Below are 17,246 nucleotides of genomic sequence, written 5' to 3'. Positions count from 1 at the left end.
CTGCCAGGCTTTACCTGGCCGCGGGCGTCCCGCAGGCTTGGCTGGTTCCTGCTGCGAAGAGGCTGATGTCCCGTGACTGATTCCCCATCGTTCCACCCGATGCGCCGCCGCCTGCTGCAGGCGCTGGCCGTGACCCCGCTGCTGGCCTGCTCGGCCAACGGCCCGGCGCGTGGCCCCGGCCCGTGGACGGCATGGCAGGTGATGCGTGCTTCCAGCGTGACCCCGGACGGCCGCATGGTCGACCACAACAACGCCGACCAGCGCTCGACCTCCGAGGGCCAGTCCTACGCGCTGTTCTTCGCGCTGGTGGACAACGATCAGCCGCTGTTCGACCGCCTGCTGCGCTGGACCGAGGACAACCTCGCCGGTGGCAGCATGACGCAACGCCTGCCGGCCTGGTTGTGGGGGCGCGATGCCGCCGCCAATGCGTGGAAGGTGCTCGACGACAATCCCGCCAGCGACTCGGACGTGTGGCTGGCCTACACCCTGCACGAAGCCGCGCGGCTGTGGAAACGCCCGGCGCTGCGGCAGACCGCCGAGGCGATGCTGGCCGCGATCCAGGTGCAGGAACTGGTGGATGTGCCGGGCCTGGGCACGATGCTGCTGCCGGGGCCGAATGGGTTTGCGACCGAAGATACCTGGCGCTTCAATCCCAGCTACGTACCGTTGCCGCTGCTGCGCCGGTTCGCCGCACTGGACCCGACCGGGCCGTGGACGACCGTGATCGGCAACAGCGTTCGATTGCTGCGCGATACCGCGCCGCACGGCTTTGCGCCGGACTGGACCGCGTGGCGCGACGGCGGTTTCATCGCCGATCCGGACAAGGGCCCGCTGGGCAGTTACGACGCGATCCGCTGTTATCTGTGGGCGGGCATGACCGCGGTCAACGATCCCAGCTTCCGTCCGGTGCTGGAGGCCCTGCATGGCCCGCTGACGGTACTGCGCGATGGCCAACCCATACCCGAGAAGGTCAACACGCTCACCGGCGTGCGCGAGGGCACCGGCAACTACGGCTTCCATGCCGCCTTGGTGCCCTACCTGCAGGCGCAGGGCGAAGCAGACCGCGCAAAGGCGATGGTGGCCGGCCTGCCAACGCCGGAGCAGCAACGCGCCGCGCCGCCGCGCTATTACGAGCAGGTGCTCAGCCTGTTTGCCCTGGGCTGGTACGAAGGCCGTTATCGCTTCGCCGCCGATGGCCAATTGCGGCCGTCCTGGGCGTGATCCGCCGCCTACCGACCGCAGCTCGGTAGGCGCACCCTCATTCCAGCGCGTAACGCAGCACGAACAACCCGGCCACCAGCCATACCGCCGGGTGCACCTCGCGCCAGCGCCCGGTGCCGGCCTTGAGCACCGCATACGCGATGAAGCCGAAGGCCAGGCCATTGGCGATGGAGTAGGTGAACGGCATCGCCAACGCGCACAGCGCGGCCGGCACCGATTCGGTCAGGTCGCCCCAGTCCACATCGACCAGCTCACGCAGCATCAGCCCGGCCACGAACAGCAGGGCAGGGGCGGTGGCGTAGCCGGGCACCATCGCCGCCAGCGGCGAAAACAGCAGCGCGGCCAGGAACAGCGCGGCCACCACCAACGCGGTCAACCCGGTGCGGCCACCGGCCTGCACGCCCGAAGCGCTTTCAGCGAAGGCGGTGGTGCTGCTGGTCCCGAGCAGCGAGCCGGCCACGATCGCGGTGCTGTCGGCCAGCAACGCGCGGCCGAAGCGCTTCTGTGCGCCCGGTAGTTTCAGCAGCCCCGCGCGACCGACCACGCCGTACAGCGTGCCGGTGGCATCGAACACTTCCACCAGCACGAACACCAGCACCACCTGCAGCAACACCGCGATCGGCGCGCCGCCGTTGTGGTGCAGCAACCCGGGCAGGTCCAGCTGCAGGAAGGTGGGGGCCAGGCTGGGCGGCAGCGACACCAGCCCATGGAACTGCACGTCACCGAGCAGCCACGCCGCGCCGGTGATGGCCAGAATGCCGATCAGGATCGCGCCACGCACCTTGCGCGCCTCCAGGATCGCGATCAGCAGGAAGCCAGCCAGTGCCAGCAGCGGCGGCGCGGTGTTGAGCGGACCGAGTGCGACCAGCGTGTCGGTGTTGGCGATGATCACCCCGGATTTCTGCAGCGCGATGATCGCCAGGAACAGCCCGATGCCGGCCACGATCGCCGCACGCAGCGAGGGCGGGATGCCCGCCACCAGCCAGGCCCGCACGCCGGTGAGCGACAGCGCCAGGAACACCAGTCCGGATATGAAGACGGCGGCCAACGCCTGCTGCCAGGGCAGGCCGGCCGCGCCGACCACGGTGAAGGCGAAGAAGGCGTTCAGGCCCATGCCCGGGGCCATGCCGACCGGGAAGTTGGCGGCGAACGCCATCACCAGCGAACCCAGTGCCGCAGCCAGGCAGGTGGCCACGAACACCGCGCCCGGGTCCATCCCGGTGGTGGCCAGGATGTCCGGATTGACGAAGACGATGTAGGACATCGTCAGGAAGGTGGTCAGCCCGGCCAGCACCTCGGTACGCACGGAGGTGCCGTGCTGCTGGAGCTGGAAGACGCGTTCGAACAGGGACATCGCAGATCTCTCGTGCCGGGGGCGCACTGCCTCGCCCAGGCGGACCTGCGGGTGCGTCGTGTGGCGGGTTAGAAGTGGTAATTCATCTTCAGCGTAACGCTGCTGTAGTCGGTATGGAAGCTGCGGCGGGCCGCATCGGGGTAGTTCGGATCGTGCAGCCGCACCGGGCTGGAGCCCAGGTTGGTGTAGCGGTACTCCACGCCGGCGGACAGGCGCTCGTTGAACCGCACCAGCACGCCTGCACCGACATTGACGCCGGTGGAAACATGGCGGGCGCCGGTCTCGAATTCCGCCACGCGGCAGCCGTTGGTTTTCTCGACCAGCGATGTGTCGCAGCCCAGCGTGTATTCCTGGCGGGCCACGGTCACGCCGGTGGTCAGGTAGGGCAGCACCGGGCCGACCGCATAGCCGAGCATCAGGTTGACCGACCCCGACCGGGTCACCGCGTCCTTGCCGTAGTACGGGCTGTGCGGGTGGTGTTCGCGGTCCTTCCAGTCGCGGTCGATGCTGCCGATAGCGAGGCTGCCTTCGATGCCCGTCACCACGTTGCTGTCGAAATGCCAGGTGCGGCCGGCCTGCACGCCGCCGGTGAACCCGCGCGGGCTTTTTTCAGAGGCGTTGGCGTTGCTGCGGTCCTGGCTCTTGCCTTCTGCATGGCTCGCCTGGACGCCCATGTAGCGGCCTTCCCAGTTCGCCGGCGCCGCCGCGGCGGTGCCCGACAGCAGCAGGGCTGCCGTACTCATGACCAGTGCTTTCATTGGTGGTTTCCTACGTTGACCGCGATTGCAGGGTGCAATTGCGTGGGGTGCGTAGGAGACCTGAAGTCGTTATCTATGGATATGCAATTAATTGCATTCTGGTGCCTATGGCCAGCGGTGGGTACCGACCGGAATGTAAAACGGCCGCGCAGTGCGCGGCCGTCGGTGAAGCGTCACGACCAACGGTCGTGATCTGCCAGGTTACTTCAGCGCCTTGAAGCGCAGGCGCTTCGGTGCGGCGTCGTCGCCCATGCGGCGGCGCTTGTCTTCTTCGTACTCGCGGTAGTTGCCCTGGAAGAACTCCACGTGCGAGTCGCCTTCGAACGCCAGGATGTGGGTCGCGATGCGATCCAGGAACCAGCGGTCATGCGAAATCACGAAGGTGTTGCCCGGGAACTCCAGCAGCGCATCTTCCAGCGCACGCAGGGTTTCGATGTCCAGATCGTTGGACGGTTCATCGAGCAGCAGCACGTTGCCACCCTGCAGCAGGGTCTTGGCCATGTGCAGGCGGCCACGCTCACCACCGGACAGCGAGCCGACCAGCTTCTGCTGGTCCTGGCCCTTGAAGTTGAAGCGGCCGATGTAGGCGCGCGACTGGATCTCCACGCCATTGATGTTGAGGATGTCCAGGCCGCCCGCGATTTCCTGGAAGACGTTGTGGTTGCCTTCCAGCGCGTCGCGGCTCTGGTCCACGTAGGACAGCTTGACGGTCGGGCCGACCACGATCTCGCCGGTGTCCGGTTTTTCCTGGCCGGTGATCATCTTGAACAGGGTCGACTTACCGGCACCGTTGGGGCCGATGATGCCGACGATCGCGCCACCCGGCACCAGGAAGTTGAGGTTGTCGAACAGCAGGCGATCACCGAACTTCTTGGAGACGTTCTTGAACTCCATCACCGCATTGCCCAGGCGCTCGCCCGGCGGAATGAAGATTTCGTTGGTCTCGTTGCGCTTCTGGTAATCCACCGACTGCAGCTCTTCCAGGCGGGCCAGACGGGCCTTGCCCTTGGTGCGGCCACCCTTGGCGTTCTGGCGCGACCACTCCAGTTCCTTCTGGATCGCCTTCTGGCGGGACTTTTCCTGGTTGTCTTCCTGACGCAGGCGGTCGTCCTTCTGGGTCAGCCAGTCGGTGTAGTTGCCCTTCCACGGAATGCCGCGGCCGCGATCCAGTTCCAGGATCCACTCGGCGGCGTTGTCCAGGAAGTAGCGATCATGGGTGACGGCCACGACGGTGCCGGTGTAGCGGGCCAGGAACTGCTCCAGCCATTCCACGGACTCGGCGTCCAGATGGTTGGTCGGTTCATCGAGCAGCAGCATGTCCGGCTTCTGCAGCAGCAGGCGGCACAGCGCCACACGACGCTTTTCACCACCGGACAGGGTGCCCACGATGGCTTCCCACGGCGGCAGGCGCAGCGCATCGGCGGCCACGTCCAGCTGGTTTTCCAGGGTGTGTGCATCGCCGGCGGCCAGGATCGCCTCCAGGCGCTCCTGTTCCTTGGCCAGCTTGTCGAAGTCCGCGCCTTCCTCGGCATAGGCCAGGTAGACGGCGTCCAGCTGGGCCTGGGCCTGCAGCACTTCGCCCACGCCTTCCTCGACCGATTCACGCACGGTCTTGGTCGGGTCCAGCTCCGGTTCCTGGGCCAGGTAGCCGACCTTGATGCCGGCCTGCGGGCGGGCTTCGCCCTCGAAATCGGTGTCCACGCCGGCCATGATCTTGAGCACCGTCGACTTGCCGGAGCCGTTCAGGCCCAGCAGGCCGATCTTGGCACCCGGGAAGAACGACAGCGAGATGTCCTTGATGATCTGCCGCTTGGGCGGGACCACCTTGCTGACGCGGTTCATGGTGTAGATGTATTGCGAGGACATGAGGTCTCCGAAGGCGCAACCCTGCGCCCGTTCCGGACGGAACAGGAACAGATGGAAGAAAAGGATGCCCCGATTATAGCCGGAAGCGATCAGTGCCGCCGGGAGCCACGAGCCCCGGGGCTTGCCGCCGCCTGAATGCGGGGTCAAAGCGCTTGAATGGGAAACCGTTTCCAGCCGGAGACCGTTCAGACGGCGTGCGCATGATGGAGCCATCAACCCACCAAGCGAGGCCAATCATGCGCATGAATCGATTTGTGGTCGGGGCCGTCGCCTCGCTGCTGGCCTTGGGCACCGTGGCCCCGGCCTTCGCCGATGACCATCGTGGCCGCGGTCACGACCGCCGGGAGTGGCGTGATGACCGCCGCGACAACCGCCACGATCGCCATGACCGGCACGATCGTCATGATCGTCGCGAGGTCCGCCACGACCGCCGTTACGACCCTCGCTACGACAACCGGGGTTACTACCGTCCGGGCCCGCCGCCGCCGCGCGTGGTCTATCGCCCGGCCCCGGGCTACGGCTCCTACGGCTGGGCGCGCGGCCACCGTTACCGCGAGTACTACGGCGGCCCGGTGTACGTGGTGAACGATTACAGCCGCTACTCGGTGCGCCGCCCGCCGCGTGACCACCACTGGATCCGCGATGATCGCGGCAACCTGCTGCTGGTCGCCATCGCCACCGGGATCATTGCCGACTACGTGATCAACCGGTAAGCCCGCCGGCAGGCGCGCTTGACGGCCTGGACGGCGCCCTTCGGGGCGCCGTTCCGCGTTCCGGGGCCGCGCGCCGGGATTGGTCACCCCGCGCCGCGGGGACTACAATCCAGAGCTCGCGCTGTACCCCCTCTGCCTGCCTGGAGTAACCGATGTTCCCGCGTGACGTCCGCATCGAAACCTACGATCCCGAACTGGCCAAGGCCATCGCCGCCGAAACCCAGCGCCAGGAAGACCACGTCGAGCTGATCGCCAGCGAGAACTACACCAGCCCGGCGGTGATGGAAGCCCAGGGCAGCCAGCTGACCAACAAGTACGCCGAGGGCTACCCGGGCAAGCGTTACTACGGTGGCTGCGAGTACGTGGACATCGCCGAACAGCTGGCCATCGACCGCCTCAAGCAGCTGTTCGATGCCGACTACGCCAACGTGCAGCCGCACAGCGGCTCGCAGGCCAACCAGGCCGTGTACTTCGCGCTGCTGCAGCCGGGCGACACCATCCTGGGCATGAGCCTGGCCCATGGTGGCCACCTGACCCACGGTGCCAAGGTCAATGCCTCGGGCAAGCTGTTCAACGCCGTCCAGTACGGTGTCGACGAAGCCGGCCTGATCGACTATGACGAGGTCGAGCGTCTGGCCCTGGAGCACAAGCCGAAGATGGTCGTCGCCGGTTTCTCGGCGTACTCGCAGGTGGTGGACTGGGCGCGCTTCCGCGCCATCGCCGACAAGGTCGGTGCCTACCTGTTCGTGGACATGGCGCACGTGGCGGGTCTGGTTGCCGCTGGCGTCTACCCGAGCCCGCTGCCGCACGCCCACGTGGTCACCTCCACCACCCACAAGACCCTGCGCGGCCCGCGCGGCGGCATCATCATCGCCAACGGAGCCAGCGAAGAACTGCAGAAGAAGCTGCAGTCCATCGTGTTCCCGGGCATCCAGGGCGGTCCGCTGATGCATGTCATCGCCGGAAAGGCCGTGGCCTTCAAGGAAGCGCTGGAGCCGGGCTTCAAGGCCTACCAGCAGCAGGTGGTCAAGAACGCCCAGGCGATGGCCAACACGCTGATCGCGCGCGGCTACAAGATCGTTTCCGGCGGCACCCAGAACCACCTGATGCTGGTCGACATGATCGGCAAGGATGTCTCGGGCAAGGATGCGGAAGCCGCGCTCGGCCTGGCCCACATCACCGTCAACAAGAACTCGGTACCGAACGACCCGCGTTCGCCGTTCGTGACCTCGGGCCTGCGCCTGGGTACTCCGGCGGTCACCACGCGCGGTTACGTGGAGCAGGACTGCGTGGATCTGGCCAACTGGATCGCCGACGTGCTCGACGCCCCGGCCGATGAGGCCGTGATCGCCCGCGTCCGCGACGCGGTCAGCGCGCAGTGCCGCAAGTACCCGGTTTACGGCTGATATGGGCGAGGGCCGGCAACGGCGTACCTACGCCGTGCTGGCCCTTGTCTGCGGCATCGTGGGGATGGCCGGCGGCGGCACGTTCGCCGCCATCGGGGTCTGGGTCGCGTTCCTCGAACCGACCTATCTTGATCGCGCCTCGCGCCTGTTGATCGGGGGCTGGGGAAGTGCGGGCCTGATCGGGGTATTCGGCTGGCTATGGTTGAGCAGCCGCTATCTTCGAGCGGGACGCACCGGCCTGCGTGACAGCGGGGCCTGGCCATGGGCTGCATTGGGCCTTGGGGGGATGGCCGCCGTGGCAGTCGTCGGCATGGCGTTCTGGCAGGCCGCCGCCAGTCCAACGGCGCTGGTCCTGCTGCTGGCGGGGCCGCCGCTGCTGCTGCCGGCGGTCATGCTGGTGCGGCTGCGGCGAACCCAGGGCACCTGACCGGATGGAGATCCATCGCAGACAGCGGCGAGGGATGCTGCTGCACGTGGGCGTGTTTGGACTGCCCCATGCGGTGGCGGTGTTCATCGGGGTGGGGCTCTGCCTGCGTGACGTGCTCCACCAGTACGGCGGGCCGGGCGACGCGCCGGGCTGGGCAGCGGCATGGTTCGGCATGGCAAGTCTCATCGTCCTGATCTGGCTCATCCTTGCCCGGCGCTGGTGGCAGGGCGGCCCGGTCGCCCTTCGGGCCGCCTCGACGGCATGGTGGGCGGGTCTGGTGGCCGCCCTCGTCGCAACGGGCATTGTCTGGGCCGGTCTGCTGCGGTCGATCTTCCACGTTCATCTCTTCGATGGCGCCTTGCCCGCGGCTGTCGTGCTCCTGATGGCGGGCCTCCCGCTGTTCTCCTGTGCGGCGCACCTGCTGTGGTTGCGTCGGCGGGCCACCTAGACAGGGCTGGACTCTCCCCCTGTCCATTTGCTGTAGCCGGTCCCTCTCAGGTACCGTTGCGACGCTGCCGTGACCACGGCATGACGTTTTCCTGATGCAAGGCGTTCCATGTATTGTCCGTTCTGCCAGCATGCCGACACCCGTGTGATTGATTCGCGCGTCTCTGAAGACGGCGCGACGATCCGGCGTCGCCGCGAGTGCGAGGCCTGCAACGAGCGCTTCAGCACCTTGGAAACCATCGAACTGAAGTTGCCGGCGATCGTGAAAAGCGATGGCAGCCGTGAGGCCTTCGACGCCCGCAAGGTGCGCAGTGGCTTCGACCGCGCGCTGCAGAAGCGCCCGGTGCCCGAAGACAAGATCGAGTTGGCGGTGCGCGCGGTGATGCAGCAGGCCCGCATCTGCGGCGAGCGCGAGATTCCGTCGATCACGGTCGGCGAGTTCGTGATGAACGAACTGCGCAAGCTCGACCATGTCGGCTACGTACGTTTCGCCTCGGTGTACCGCAGCTTCGAAGACGTCGCCGATTTCCGCGAAGAAATCGAGAAGCTGGAGCGCGAGCTGCCCTCCAGCACGGAGCAGCTGCAACTGCTCGGCGATGTGATCGCGCTGACCAAGAAAAAGAAAGGCTGAGACTGGGCCGCATCGCGGCCACCACGGCTGAGCTACCATCGCGGCTGCCTGCCGCCGGACGCTTATCGCCATGACTGAATTCACTGCTCTCGACCACCAGCACATGGCGCATGCGCTGCGCCTGGCCGAGCGCGCCGCGTATACCGCGCGGCCCAATCCGATGGTGGGTTGCGTCATCGCACGCGACGAGGTGGTGGTCGGCGAGGGCTGGCACCAGCGTACCGGTGGTCCGCACGCGGAAGTCTTCGCGCTGCGCCAGGCCGGTGAACAGGCCCGCGGTGCCACGGCCTACGTCACCCTGGAACCGTGCGCGCACCATGGCCGTACACCGCCGTGCGCCCTGGCCCTGATCGGCGCGGGCGTGAGCCGTGTGGTCGCGGCGATGCGCGATCCCTTCCCGAAGGTCGATGGCGGTGGCTTCGTGCTGCTGCGCGAGGCCGGCATCGAGGTCGCCGAAGGGTTGATGGCTGCGCAGGCGCGCGAGCTCAACCACGGGTTCCTCTCGCGCATCGAGCGCAGCCGGCCCTGGGTGCGGGTGAAGCTCGCGGCGAGTCTGGACGGCCGTACCGCGATGGCCGATGGCAGCTCCAAGTGGATCACCGGTGCGGCCGCCCGCGAAGATGTGCAGCACTGGCGTGCGCGTGCGGGTGCGATTCTCACCGGCGCGGCGACCGTGTTGGCCGATGACCCGATGTTGACCGTGCGGCTGGCCGAAACCGAGGTGCTGCCGCCGTTGCGGGTGGTGCTCGATGCGCGGCTGCGCTCGCTGGAATGTGCGCGGGTGCGCGAGGGCGGGGCGCCGACCTTGTACGTGCATGACGCCGCGGTCAGCCCGCCGGATGCCGCCGATGCCGAGTTCGCCAGCGTACCCAGCCATGACGGTCGGCTGGATCTGGGCGCAGTGCTGGCCCTGCTGGCCGAGCGCGGCATCAATGAAGTGCATACCGAGGCCGGCGCGACCTTGGCCGGCGCGCTGCTGGCCGGTGGCTGGGTCGACGAACTGCTGCTCTATCAGGCCCCGACGCTGCTCGGTGAGCAAGGCCTGCCGCTGCTGTCCGGGCTGGGTATCCATGCGATGGACCAGCAGCGGCGGATGCGCGTGGTGGACCAGCGCCTGGTAGGCAGCGACCTGCGGTTGCTGCTGCGCCCATAAAAAACGGGCCCCTTGCGGGACCCGTTCGATCAGGGCGCGGCGAGGACGCCGCAGCCCGATCAGTAAGCGATGCAGCTGCCCCAACGTTCATCGGCAGCGAGCTGAGCGGTTGAGCTTAACACTTATTTAACTTAAAGCCCCCAGTCAGGGTGCCCTGTTACACTAGCCGGGCCGGTTCGCCGGTACACAAACGTCTTCAGGGCGGGGTGCGATTCCCCACCGGCGGTAGGTGCGCAAGCACGAGCCCGCGAGCGCTTCCCGGTCCCCGGGAAGGTCAGCAGATCCGGTCCGATGCCGGAGCCGACGGTATAGTCCGGATGAAAGAAGACGGTGCGGCCGGGCCTTGCGCTCGGCGTGCACCTATATGCCTTGCGGCGTTTTTCGCTCACTTTCCGCGGAGAACGTTCCTTGTTTACTGGAATCATCGAAGGCGTCGGCCGTTTGGCCGCACGCGACACCCTTGGCGGCGATGTCCGCTTTACCTTTGACGTAGGCACCCTGCCGTTCGAGAACGTGCAGATGGGCGAGAGCATCGCCATCAACGGGGTCTGCCTAACCGTCATCGCCTATGACGCCACCCGCTTCCAGGCCGACGCCTCCACCGAGACGCTGGGCCTGACCACGCTGGGTCAGCTGACCGACGGCGCCGTCATCAATCTTGAACGCGCGATGCGCCCGACCGATCGCCTGGGTGGCCATCTGGTCAGCGGCCATGTCGATGGCCTGGGCCAGGTGTTGTCGGTGCATGACGACGCCCGCGCCCAGCGCTGGCGCTTCGCCGCGCCGGCGGCGCTGCTGCGCTACATCGCCAAGAAGGGCTCGATCTGCGTGGACGGGGTCAGCCTGACCGTCAACGAGGTGGACGAGCAGGGCTTCGAAGTCGCCCTCATCCCGCATACCGTCGCCAACACCGCCTTCGCCGCGACGGCCGTGGGCAGTGCGGTCAATCTTGAAATCGATCTGGTCGCCCGTTACGTCGAACGTTTGTTGGGTGCAGGAGCACGCGCATGAATTTCGCCCCCATTCCCGAGATTCTCGAGGACATCCGCCTCGGCCGCATGGTCGTCATCGTCGATGACGAAGACCGCGAGAACGAAGGCGACCTGATCATGGCCGCCGAGCTGGTCAAGCCCTCGGACATCAACTTCATGGTCACCCATGGCCGTGGCCTGGTGTGCCTGCCGCTGACCCGCGAACGCGCCGCCGATCTGGGCCTGGCGCCGATGGTGCAGGCCAATACCGCGCAGTTCCAGACCAACTTCACGGTCAGCATCGAGGCTGCCGAAGGCGTCACCACCGGCATCTCGGCCTACGACCGCGCGCACACCATCCGCACGGCGGTGAAGCCTGATGCCAAGCCGGCCGACCTGCATCAGCCGGGCCACATCTTCCCGCTGATCGCCCAGCCGGGCGGCGTGCTGACCCGCGCCGGGCATACCGAGGCCGGTGTCGATCTGGCCATGCTGGCGGGCCTGGAGCCGGCCGGCGTGCTGGTGGAGATCCTCAATCCGGACGGCAGCATGGCGCGCCGTCCGGAGCTGGAGGTGTTCGCCCGCGAGCACGGCCTGAAGATGGGCTCGATCGCCGACCTGATCGCCTACCGCCTGGCCACCGAAAAGACGGTCGAACGGGTCGACGAACGCGAGATCGAGACCGAGTTCGGTCCGTTCACGCTGGTCACCTACCGAGACCGGATCGCCCACGACCTGCACTTCGCACTGGTCCGCGGCACCCCGGACGCCGAGCCGACCCTGGTCCGCGTGCAGGTGGAGAACCCGCTGGCCGACCTGCTGCATTGGCGTCGCGACGATTTCGGCGTGGCCTCCACCGACGCCCTGCGCGCCATTGCCGCCGCCGACCGCGGCGTGATGGTGGTGCTGTCCGCGCCGCGCGATACCAACAGCCTGCTGGCCCGCCTGCGTCAGCAACCGCAGCCGGTCGTGCCGGGCAAGGACAAGGACGTAAGCCAGTGGCGCCGCAACGGCGCCGGTGCGCAGATCCTGTCCGATCTGGGCCTGGGCAAGCTGCGCGTGCTGGGCACGCCACGCCGTCAGGTCGGTCTGGCCGGGTACGGCCTGGAAGTGGTCGAGACGGTGGGGAACACGTCATCGCAGGCGCGCTGACGCCCCGCCGCTTCGCGGCAGCCCCCTGACTCAGGGGGCTTTTGCACCCGACGCGTCCCGAAACGCGCAGCGGCCCGGCTACACGCGGCCATGCGCTAGAATATTCACCTATTAAATGGACCCCACGCCGAACATGAGCCATTACGAAGGCGACCTCCGTACTCCGGAAAAGGCCCGTTTCGCCATCCTTGCCAGCCGCTGGAATGCCCGCATCACCGACGTGCTGGTGGCTGGCGCGCGCAAGAGCCTGGCCGGCAACGGGATCGACGAGTCCGCCATCGATGTGATCCGCGTGCCAGGCGCGTGGGAACTGCCGCTGGTCGCTGCGCGTCTGGCGGCCGCCCATCAGCATGCCGCGATCATCACCCTGGGCTGCGTGATCCGGGGTGACACCCGCCATTACGAACACGTGGCCGACCGTTGCGCCGAGGGCCTGATGCGCGTGCAGCTGGATTTCGGCGTGCCGGTGCTCAATGGCGTGCTGGCGGTGGAGCGTGTCGAGGATGCCGACGCCCGCGCGGGTGGCAGCCACGGCAACAAGGGTGAGGAAGCCGCACTGACGGCGTTGGAAATGGTCAATCTTCTGGAGCAGCTGCCATGAACAAGTCAAACCAGGGCAAGCCCTCCGGTAAACCCGTCCGCCGTGATGGTGTCGACCCCGTGCTGCGTTCGCGCGCGCGCCGTCGTGCCCTGCAGGCGATCTACGCGTGGCAGATCTCGGGCGGCAACGCGCAGAGCGTGGTGGCACAGTTCGCCCACGAACAGGCGCGTGAAATCGCCGATCTGGCGTACTTCGAGGCGCTGGTGAACGGTGTGCTCGACAACCGCAAGGATCTGGACGCGGCGCTGGACCCGTACCTGGATCGCGGCATTGAAGAAGTGGACGCGATCGAACGCGCTGCGCTGCGCGTGGCGGCCTATGAAATGCGGTATCGCCTGGACGTGCCGTATCGCGTGGTGATCAATGAAGCGATCGAGTCGGCCAAGCGGTTCGGCTCAGAGCATGGTCACACGTACGTGAATGGCGTGCTGGACCGTGCTGCCGTGGAATGGCGCAAGGTCGAAAACGGGGGCTGATCCGCCCCATGTCCCTTGCAGAATTTGCGTTGATCGACCGCATCCGTGCGCGTACCACCGCGCGCGCCGATGTCGTGCTCGGCATCGGCGATGACGCTGCACTGCTGCAGCCACGCCCGAACGAACAGCTTGTGGTCACCGCCGACACCCTCAACAGCGGCGTGCATTTCCCGGCCGAAACCCCGGCGTTCGACATCGGCTGGAAGACGCTGGCCGTCAACCTGTCCGACCTCGCTGCGATGGGCGCGCGCCCGGCGTGGTGCACGTTGGCGCTGTCATTGCCCGATGCGAGCGAGGATTGGATCGAGGCCTTCGCCGACGGTTTCTTCGCCTTGGCCGACCAGCACGACATCGCGCTGATCGGGGGCGACACCACGCGTGGTCCGCTGTCGCTGTCGGTCACCGCGATGGGGCAGGTGTCACGCGGCCAGGCGCTGCGTCGTGATCGCGCACAGGTGGGCGATGACATTTGGGTCAGCGGCACCCTCGGCGATGCTGCCGGTGCGCTGCGCCTGTGGCAGCAGGGGGCATTGAACGTGGCCGCCGCCACGCTGCTGGCCGACTACGAAACCCTGCGTCTGCGCCTGCTGCGTCCCACCCCGCGCGTCACCCTCGGCCTGCGCCTGCGTGCCTTCGCGCATGCCGCTGTGGATATCTCCGATGGGTTGCTGGCCGACCTTGGCCATATCGCGGCACGCAGCGGCGTGCGCGCCGAAGTCGATGCCGACGCGTTGCCGATGTCGGCGGCGCTGCGCGAACTGCTGGGCCGCGATGCTGCCCGTGAGTGCGCGCTGCACGGCGGCGACGATTACGAACTGTGCTTCACTACCGCCGCCGACCAGCGCGATGCGCTGCACTTCGTTGCCGAATCGCTGGATCTGCCGATCACCCGCATCGGCCGCATCATGGAAGGGCAGGGCGTGCACACCGAAGGCCACGACGGCCCGAGCGGGTACGAGCACTTCGCCGGCTGAGCGCGCGGAGTCATGCCTGCTGCTGCGCGGCAACCTGGCGTTCGATGCTTGCCGCAATCAACGCGACAGCCTCAATGACTGTCGCCTTCGACATCGCATCTGTCTCACCCGTACTGCGCAGGGCCTGCTCGGCCTGTTGGCAGCTGCGCGCCGCCCGGGTTTCTCCCAGGAATGCCAACGCGCCGGCAAAGCTGTGCAGCAGATCGATCATGGCCGGTGCATCGGCGCTGTCCAGCGCTTGGGTCAGTGTCGTGTAATCACGATGCGCGGTCTCCAGGAACGCCTCGCGCATCTGCCGCTGAACCGCCTCGCTCACCACCGGAGGTAACGGTGGCCGGGCCGAGCGATCGAGGTCGAGTCCATGCAACGCGGCCTCCAGCGACGGCAGGTCGAGCGGCTTCAGCAGCAGCGTGGACATGCCCGCCTCGCGTACGCGCTGCCCGTCCTCGGGCATTGCATTGGCGGTGAGCGCCACGATGGGAATGGAAGGGTTGTCCGCACGCAGCTTCCGGGCAAGCCCGTATCCGTCCAGGCCCGGCATGTTCAGATCGGTCAATACGATGTCGAACCGACCCTCGCGCCAGCGCTGCCACGCCTCATCGCCGTCGGCCGCGAGGGTGACCTGCCAACCGAGTGCGTGCAGCTGCCCCAGCGTCACGTCACGGCTGATCACGCTGTCATCCACCAGCAATGCGTGACCGCGCGAGGCATGCATGTGCTCGACAGGCGCCCGCTGTGGCGGCGCGTCTGCCACGGTCGTGGTCCGGCGTGCCGGAATATCCAAGTGGAAAATGCTGCCGGTCCCCGGCGTGCTGCGTACGCCGAGGGTCCCGCCCAGCAGTTCGGCAAAGCGCTGGCACAAGGCCAGCCCCAGGCCGCTGCCGCCGTGCTGCCGTGCCGAGCCGGCACCGACCTGCACGAACGGCTTGAACAGCTTGTCCTGCGCCTCGGCATCGATGCCCGGGCCCGTATCGCGCACCTCCACGTGCAGCCATTCCCTGCCATCAGGCCGCACCGAGGCATCAACGCTGACCGCCACCATTCCCGATGCCGTGAACTTCACCGCGTTGCCCACCAGGTTGTTGATCACCTGCGCCAAGCGGCCTGCGTCGGTCACGTAGGCCGGTCCCAGCGCCTCGTCCGTGTGCAGCTCCAGGCGCAGCCCTTTCGCGTTGGCCTGTGGTTCGAACAGTGTCGCCGTCTGCTGCAGCAGCGCACGCGGATCGAAAGGCGCCTGCTCCAGCGTCATCAGCCCCGCTTCGATGCGGGAGAGGTCCAGGGTGTCGTTCACCAGCCCCTGCAGCACATCGGCCGCGCTGCGCGCACGCGTGACATGCGTGTGCAATGCCGCCGGCATGGTCTGGTGCGCAAGCAGTTCAAGATGGCCGAGCACGCCGCTCAAGGGGGTGCGGATTTCATGGCTGATCATCGCCACGAAGGCGGTCTTGGCCTGGTCCGCAGCCTCGGCATCGTGCTGGGCCTGTTCGGCATGCCGCCGTGCATCCAGCAGCCGCTGCTGGGTTTCCTTCTGTGCGGTCACATCGGTCACCGCGCAGACCCAGATCGCCCGCCGCTGATAGCGCGAGGCGGCCACGATGGGCTGCAGGTAGCGCGCGGGACCCTGCTCGTCCGAGGAGGGTACCGCGAACAGCTGGCCGTGTACCTGGCCGTCAACGCGTTGCACCAGGCGGCCGACCAGCACGTCCATCAGGTTGCCGGCGGTGTCGCCAATCAGCTGCTCCAGTGCCTGGTTGTGCAGGATCACCTGCCCGCTCTGCTGGTCGAGCAGGCACAGGCCCACCGGCGACGTTTCGATCAGTGTGCGGCTCAGTGCTTCGCTTTCATGGACCCGTGCGGCTTCCTCCAGTGCCGGCCGCAGTACCCGCCGGTCCACCAGCAGCAACAGCGTCCACAGCGCGGTCAGCAGGCCGGCCAGGGCCAGCCCGCCGCCGAGCAGATAGGACTGCTGCGCCGCCCAGATGTCGGTCCAGCGGTAGAGCCGCAGCAGCGTCCAGTCGATGCCATGCAATGGTGTGGATACCACGAAGGCGCGGCCGTCAGGCAGTGCCAGCGTCGTGGGCCGGGGCGAGGGCACGGCGTGCAGCGCAGGTCCGGAAATCGCAGCGTCCACAGCGCTGCGCAGAACATCGTTTCGCTGGCGGTCCAGCACCACCCACATCCCCGGACTGGCCTCCTCCAACCGCTCGCGCAGGCCTTGAAGAGGTTCAAACGTCAGCCGGTTGATGAAGGAGGTACCGTTGCTGCGCAGGCGCATCTGGGTAACCAGTGCATCCTCGCCGGTGAAAGGATTGCGGCCGAAGTAGGCGCGCAGCCGGCCGCTATCCAGTTGAAGCTCGGAGTCCGCCCCCGCCGCCCGCCAGCCCGCATCGGCGCTCTGGGCCAGCACGGCCAGTGCCTGTTCACGGGTCTGCACTTTCATGAGCTGCAGCAGCTGCGCTTCATCATGCAGTCCGGCAATCGCAAACAGGCGCCCTTCCGGTTCGAAGGCGAAGGAGATCAGTGAGGTGGGCGAATCCTGCGCTGCGACGGTTGCGGCCATGTACGCCGAATAGGTCTGCACCATGCCCAGGTACGCCGCCTCCGCCTGGGGCGGAAGACGGCCGTCGCGCGGGGACAGCGCCAGCCAGGGGACGGACAGGGCGCCTGGCGCCATGACTCCTGCGGCGCCCTCCTGTGCCGAAAAGCGCTCACTGATAGACATGCCTCCGGCCACCAGCGCGGGCTGCTGGGTGGCCCACAACGTGGCGTTGGTGTTCAAGCTGGCCACGTAGGCCCGCCTGCGCTCGCCGATGTAGCGATCCACCGTCTGCTGGCCGCGCTGCAGGGCCTCGCGCTCGTTGAGATGTACGGTTTCCAACCGCAGCCACAGCGCCGCGCCGCCTGCTGCCAGAAGCAGCAGGGTCAGGATGGCGCCGCCACCGAACAGCAGTCGACGCTGCAGTCGTTGCAGGGTGGCAAGCACGGAGCCCGGGGGTGACGCCATGGCGCGAACCTGCGTTGTGAGGCTGTGGCCTGCAGCGTGACGCGCATGCCTCTCTCATTGCAAGTCGTTGGTGGCGCGCGAGGGCCGCACCG

General features: G+C 67.3%; 16 protein-coding genes and 1 riboswitch. Of the genes, 12 read left to right on the top strand and 4 right to left on the bottom strand.

Annotated features, from left to right (window positions below):
* Positions 1–72 precede the first annotated feature (72 nt).
* On the top strand, positions 73–1,221 hold the full coding sequence (bcsZ, locus tag ABE546_RS05200) for a cellulose synthase complex periplasmic endoglucanase BcsZ (protein ID WP_313209279.1): 1,149 nt from the start codon (positions 73–75) through the stop codon (positions 1,219–1,221).
* A gap of 37 nt (positions 1,222–1,258) precedes the next feature.
* On the opposite strand, the gene ABE546_RS05195 is transcribed toward bcsZ, so the two are convergent.
* The 3 genes from ABE546_RS05195 to ettA all read right to left on the bottom strand — a co-directional run bounded on the left by ABE546_RS05195 (position 1,259) and on the right by ettA (position 5,199).
* The gene (locus tag ABE546_RS05195; protein WP_313209281.1) at positions 1,259–2,575 is read right to left on the bottom strand and encodes an NCS2 family permease; all 1,317 of its coding nucleotides are present in this window, start codon (positions 2,573–2,575) and stop codon (positions 1,259–1,261) included.
* Between the two features lie 68 nt (positions 2,576–2,643).
* Positions 2,644–3,333, bottom strand: coding sequence for an outer membrane beta-barrel protein (locus ABE546_RS05190; RefSeq protein ID WP_346462877.1), 690 nt, complete (start codon positions 3,331–3,333; stop codon positions 2,644–2,646).
* A 201-nt stretch (positions 3,334–3,534) separates the two neighbouring features.
* Entirely contained in the window at positions 3,535–5,199 is a 1,665-nt protein-coding gene (gene ettA / locus ABE546_RS05185; protein ID WP_121042662.1) for an energy-dependent translational throttle protein EttA, read from the bottom strand.
* Positions 5,200–5,435: 236 nt separating this feature from the next.
* Between ettA and ABE546_RS05180 the strand changes: the two genes are divergently transcribed.
* From ABE546_RS05180 to thiL, 11 genes are all read left to right on the top strand, one after another.
* The gene (locus tag ABE546_RS05180) at positions 5,436–5,912 is read left to right on the top strand and encodes an RcnB family protein (protein ID WP_265309649.1); all 477 of its coding nucleotides are present in this window, start codon (positions 5,436–5,438) and stop codon (positions 5,910–5,912) included.
* A 152-nt stretch (positions 5,913–6,064) separates the two neighbouring features.
* Positions 6,065–7,318 (top strand): serine hydroxymethyltransferase, encoded by a 1,254-nt coding sequence (gene glyA / locus ABE546_RS05175; protein ID WP_346462876.1) that lies wholly within the window; start codon positions 6,065–6,067, stop codon positions 7,316–7,318.
* Positions 7,319–7,352: 34 nt separating this feature from the next.
* Entirely contained in the window at positions 7,353–7,745 is a 393-nt protein-coding gene (locus tag ABE546_RS05170; RefSeq protein WP_313209289.1) for a hypothetical protein, read from the top strand.
* A 34-nt stretch (positions 7,746–7,779) separates the two neighbouring features.
* Positions 7,780–8,193: a hypothetical protein gene (locus ABE546_RS05165; RefSeq protein ID WP_346462875.1), complete on the top strand. Its 414-nt coding sequence runs from the start codon at positions 7,780–7,782 to the stop codon at positions 8,191–8,193.
* Between the two features lie 108 nt (positions 8,194–8,301).
* Positions 8,302–8,823 (top strand): transcriptional regulator NrdR, encoded by a 522-nt coding sequence (nrdR, locus tag ABE546_RS05160; protein ID WP_346462874.1) that lies wholly within the window; start codon positions 8,302–8,304, stop codon positions 8,821–8,823.
* A 70-nt stretch (positions 8,824–8,893) separates the two neighbouring features.
* Positions 8,894–9,976: a bifunctional diaminohydroxyphosphoribosylaminopyrimidine deaminase/5-amino-6-(5-phosphoribosylamino)uracil reductase RibD gene (gene ribD, locus ABE546_RS05155; protein ID WP_346462873.1), complete on the top strand. Its 1,083-nt coding sequence runs from the start codon at positions 8,894–8,896 to the stop codon at positions 9,974–9,976.
* A 188-nt stretch (positions 9,977–10,164) separates the two neighbouring features.
* Positions 10,165–10,309, top strand: a riboswitch (FMN riboswitch).
* A gap of 75 nt (positions 10,310–10,384) precedes the next feature.
* A complete protein-coding gene (locus ABE546_RS05150) occupies positions 10,385–10,987 on the top strand; it encodes a riboflavin synthase (RefSeq protein ID WP_346462872.1) in 603 nt (200 codons plus the stop codon).
* Complete coding sequence (ribB, locus tag ABE546_RS05145) at positions 10,984–12,099, top strand: 3,4-dihydroxy-2-butanone-4-phosphate synthase (RefSeq protein WP_346462871.1); 1,116 nt, start codon at positions 10,984–10,986, stop codon at positions 12,097–12,099. The genes ABE546_RS05150 and ribB overlap by 4 nt, the downstream gene beginning before the upstream one ends.
* A 133-nt stretch (positions 12,100–12,232) precedes the next feature.
* Entirely contained in the window at positions 12,233–12,700 is a 468-nt protein-coding gene (gene ribH, locus ABE546_RS05140) for a 6,7-dimethyl-8-ribityllumazine synthase (protein WP_346462870.1), read from the top strand.
* Positions 12,697–13,176, top strand: coding sequence for a transcription antitermination factor NusB (gene nusB / locus ABE546_RS05135; protein ID WP_346462869.1), 480 nt, complete (start codon positions 12,697–12,699; stop codon positions 13,174–13,176). Before ribH ends, nusB begins: the two co-directional genes overlap by 4 nt.
* 8 nt (positions 13,177–13,184) lie before the next feature.
* The gene (gene thiL / locus ABE546_RS05130; RefSeq protein WP_346462868.1) at positions 13,185–14,150 is read left to right on the top strand and encodes a thiamine-phosphate kinase; all 966 of its coding nucleotides are present in this window, start codon (positions 13,185–13,187) and stop codon (positions 14,148–14,150) included.
* A 10-nt stretch (positions 14,151–14,160) separates the two neighbouring features.
* Here thiL and ABE546_RS05125 read toward each other — a convergent pair whose 3' ends face one another.
* A complete protein-coding gene (locus tag ABE546_RS05125) occupies positions 14,161–17,154 on the bottom strand; it encodes an ATP-binding protein (RefSeq protein ID WP_346462867.1) in 2,994 nt (997 codons plus the stop codon).
* Between the last annotated feature and the right edge of the window lie 92 nt (positions 17,155–17,246).

This window comes from Stenotrophomonas sp. TWI377 (genome assembly GCF_039674525.1).
GTDB lineage: Bacteria > Pseudomonadota > Gammaproteobacteria > Xanthomonadales > Xanthomonadaceae > Stenotrophomonas.
Note: the sequence above shows the minus strand (reverse complement) of the source record. Positions and strands in the feature narration are given on the sequence as shown.

What these genes read in the sequence shown, in the direction of transcription:
- ABE546_RS05180 (WP_265309649.1), top strand. Translation starts at nt 5,436, where the DNA reads ATGCGCATGAATCGATTTGTGGTCGGGGCCGTCGCCTCGCTGCTGGCC.
- ABE546_RS05195 (WP_313209281.1), bottom strand. Translation starts at nt 2,575, where the DNA reads ATGTCCCTGTTCGAACGCGTCTTCCAGCTCCAGCAGCACGGCACCTCC.
- thiL (WP_346462868.1), top strand. Translation starts at nt 13,185, where the DNA reads ATGTCCCTTGCAGAATTTGCGTTGATCGACCGCATCCGTGCGCGTACC.
- ABE546_RS05165 (WP_346462875.1), top strand. Translation starts at nt 7,780, where the DNA reads ATGCTGCTGCACGTGGGCGTGTTTGGACTGCCCCATGCGGTGGCGGTG.
- nrdR (WP_346462874.1), top strand. Translation starts at nt 8,302, where the DNA reads ATGTATTGTCCGTTCTGCCAGCATGCCGACACCCGTGTGATTGATTCG.
- ribD (WP_346462873.1), top strand. Translation starts at nt 8,894, where the DNA reads ATGACTGAATTCACTGCTCTCGACCACCAGCACATGGCGCATGCGCTG.
- glyA (WP_346462876.1), top strand. Translation starts at nt 6,065, where the DNA reads ATGTTCCCGCGTGACGTCCGCATCGAAACCTACGATCCCGAACTGGCC.
- ABE546_RS05125 (WP_346462867.1), bottom strand. Translation starts at nt 17,154, where the DNA reads ATGGCGTCACCCCCGGGCTCCGTGCTTGCCACCCTGCAACGACTGCAG.
- nusB (WP_346462869.1), top strand. Translation starts at nt 12,697, where the DNA reads ATGAACAAGTCAAACCAGGGCAAGCCCTCCGGTAAACCCGTCCGCCGT.
- ribH (WP_346462870.1), top strand. Translation starts at nt 12,233, where the DNA reads ATGAGCCATTACGAAGGCGACCTCCGTACTCCGGAAAAGGCCCGTTTC.
- ettA (WP_121042662.1), bottom strand. Translation starts at nt 5,199, where the DNA reads ATGTCCTCGCAATACATCTACACCATGAACCGCGTCAGCAAGGTGGTC.
- ribB (WP_346462871.1), top strand. Translation starts at nt 10,984, where the DNA reads ATGAATTTCGCCCCCATTCCCGAGATTCTCGAGGACATCCGCCTCGGC.
- ABE546_RS05190 (WP_346462877.1), bottom strand. Translation starts at nt 3,333, where the DNA reads ATGAAAGCACTGGTCATGAGTACGGCAGCCCTGCTGCTGTCGGGCACC.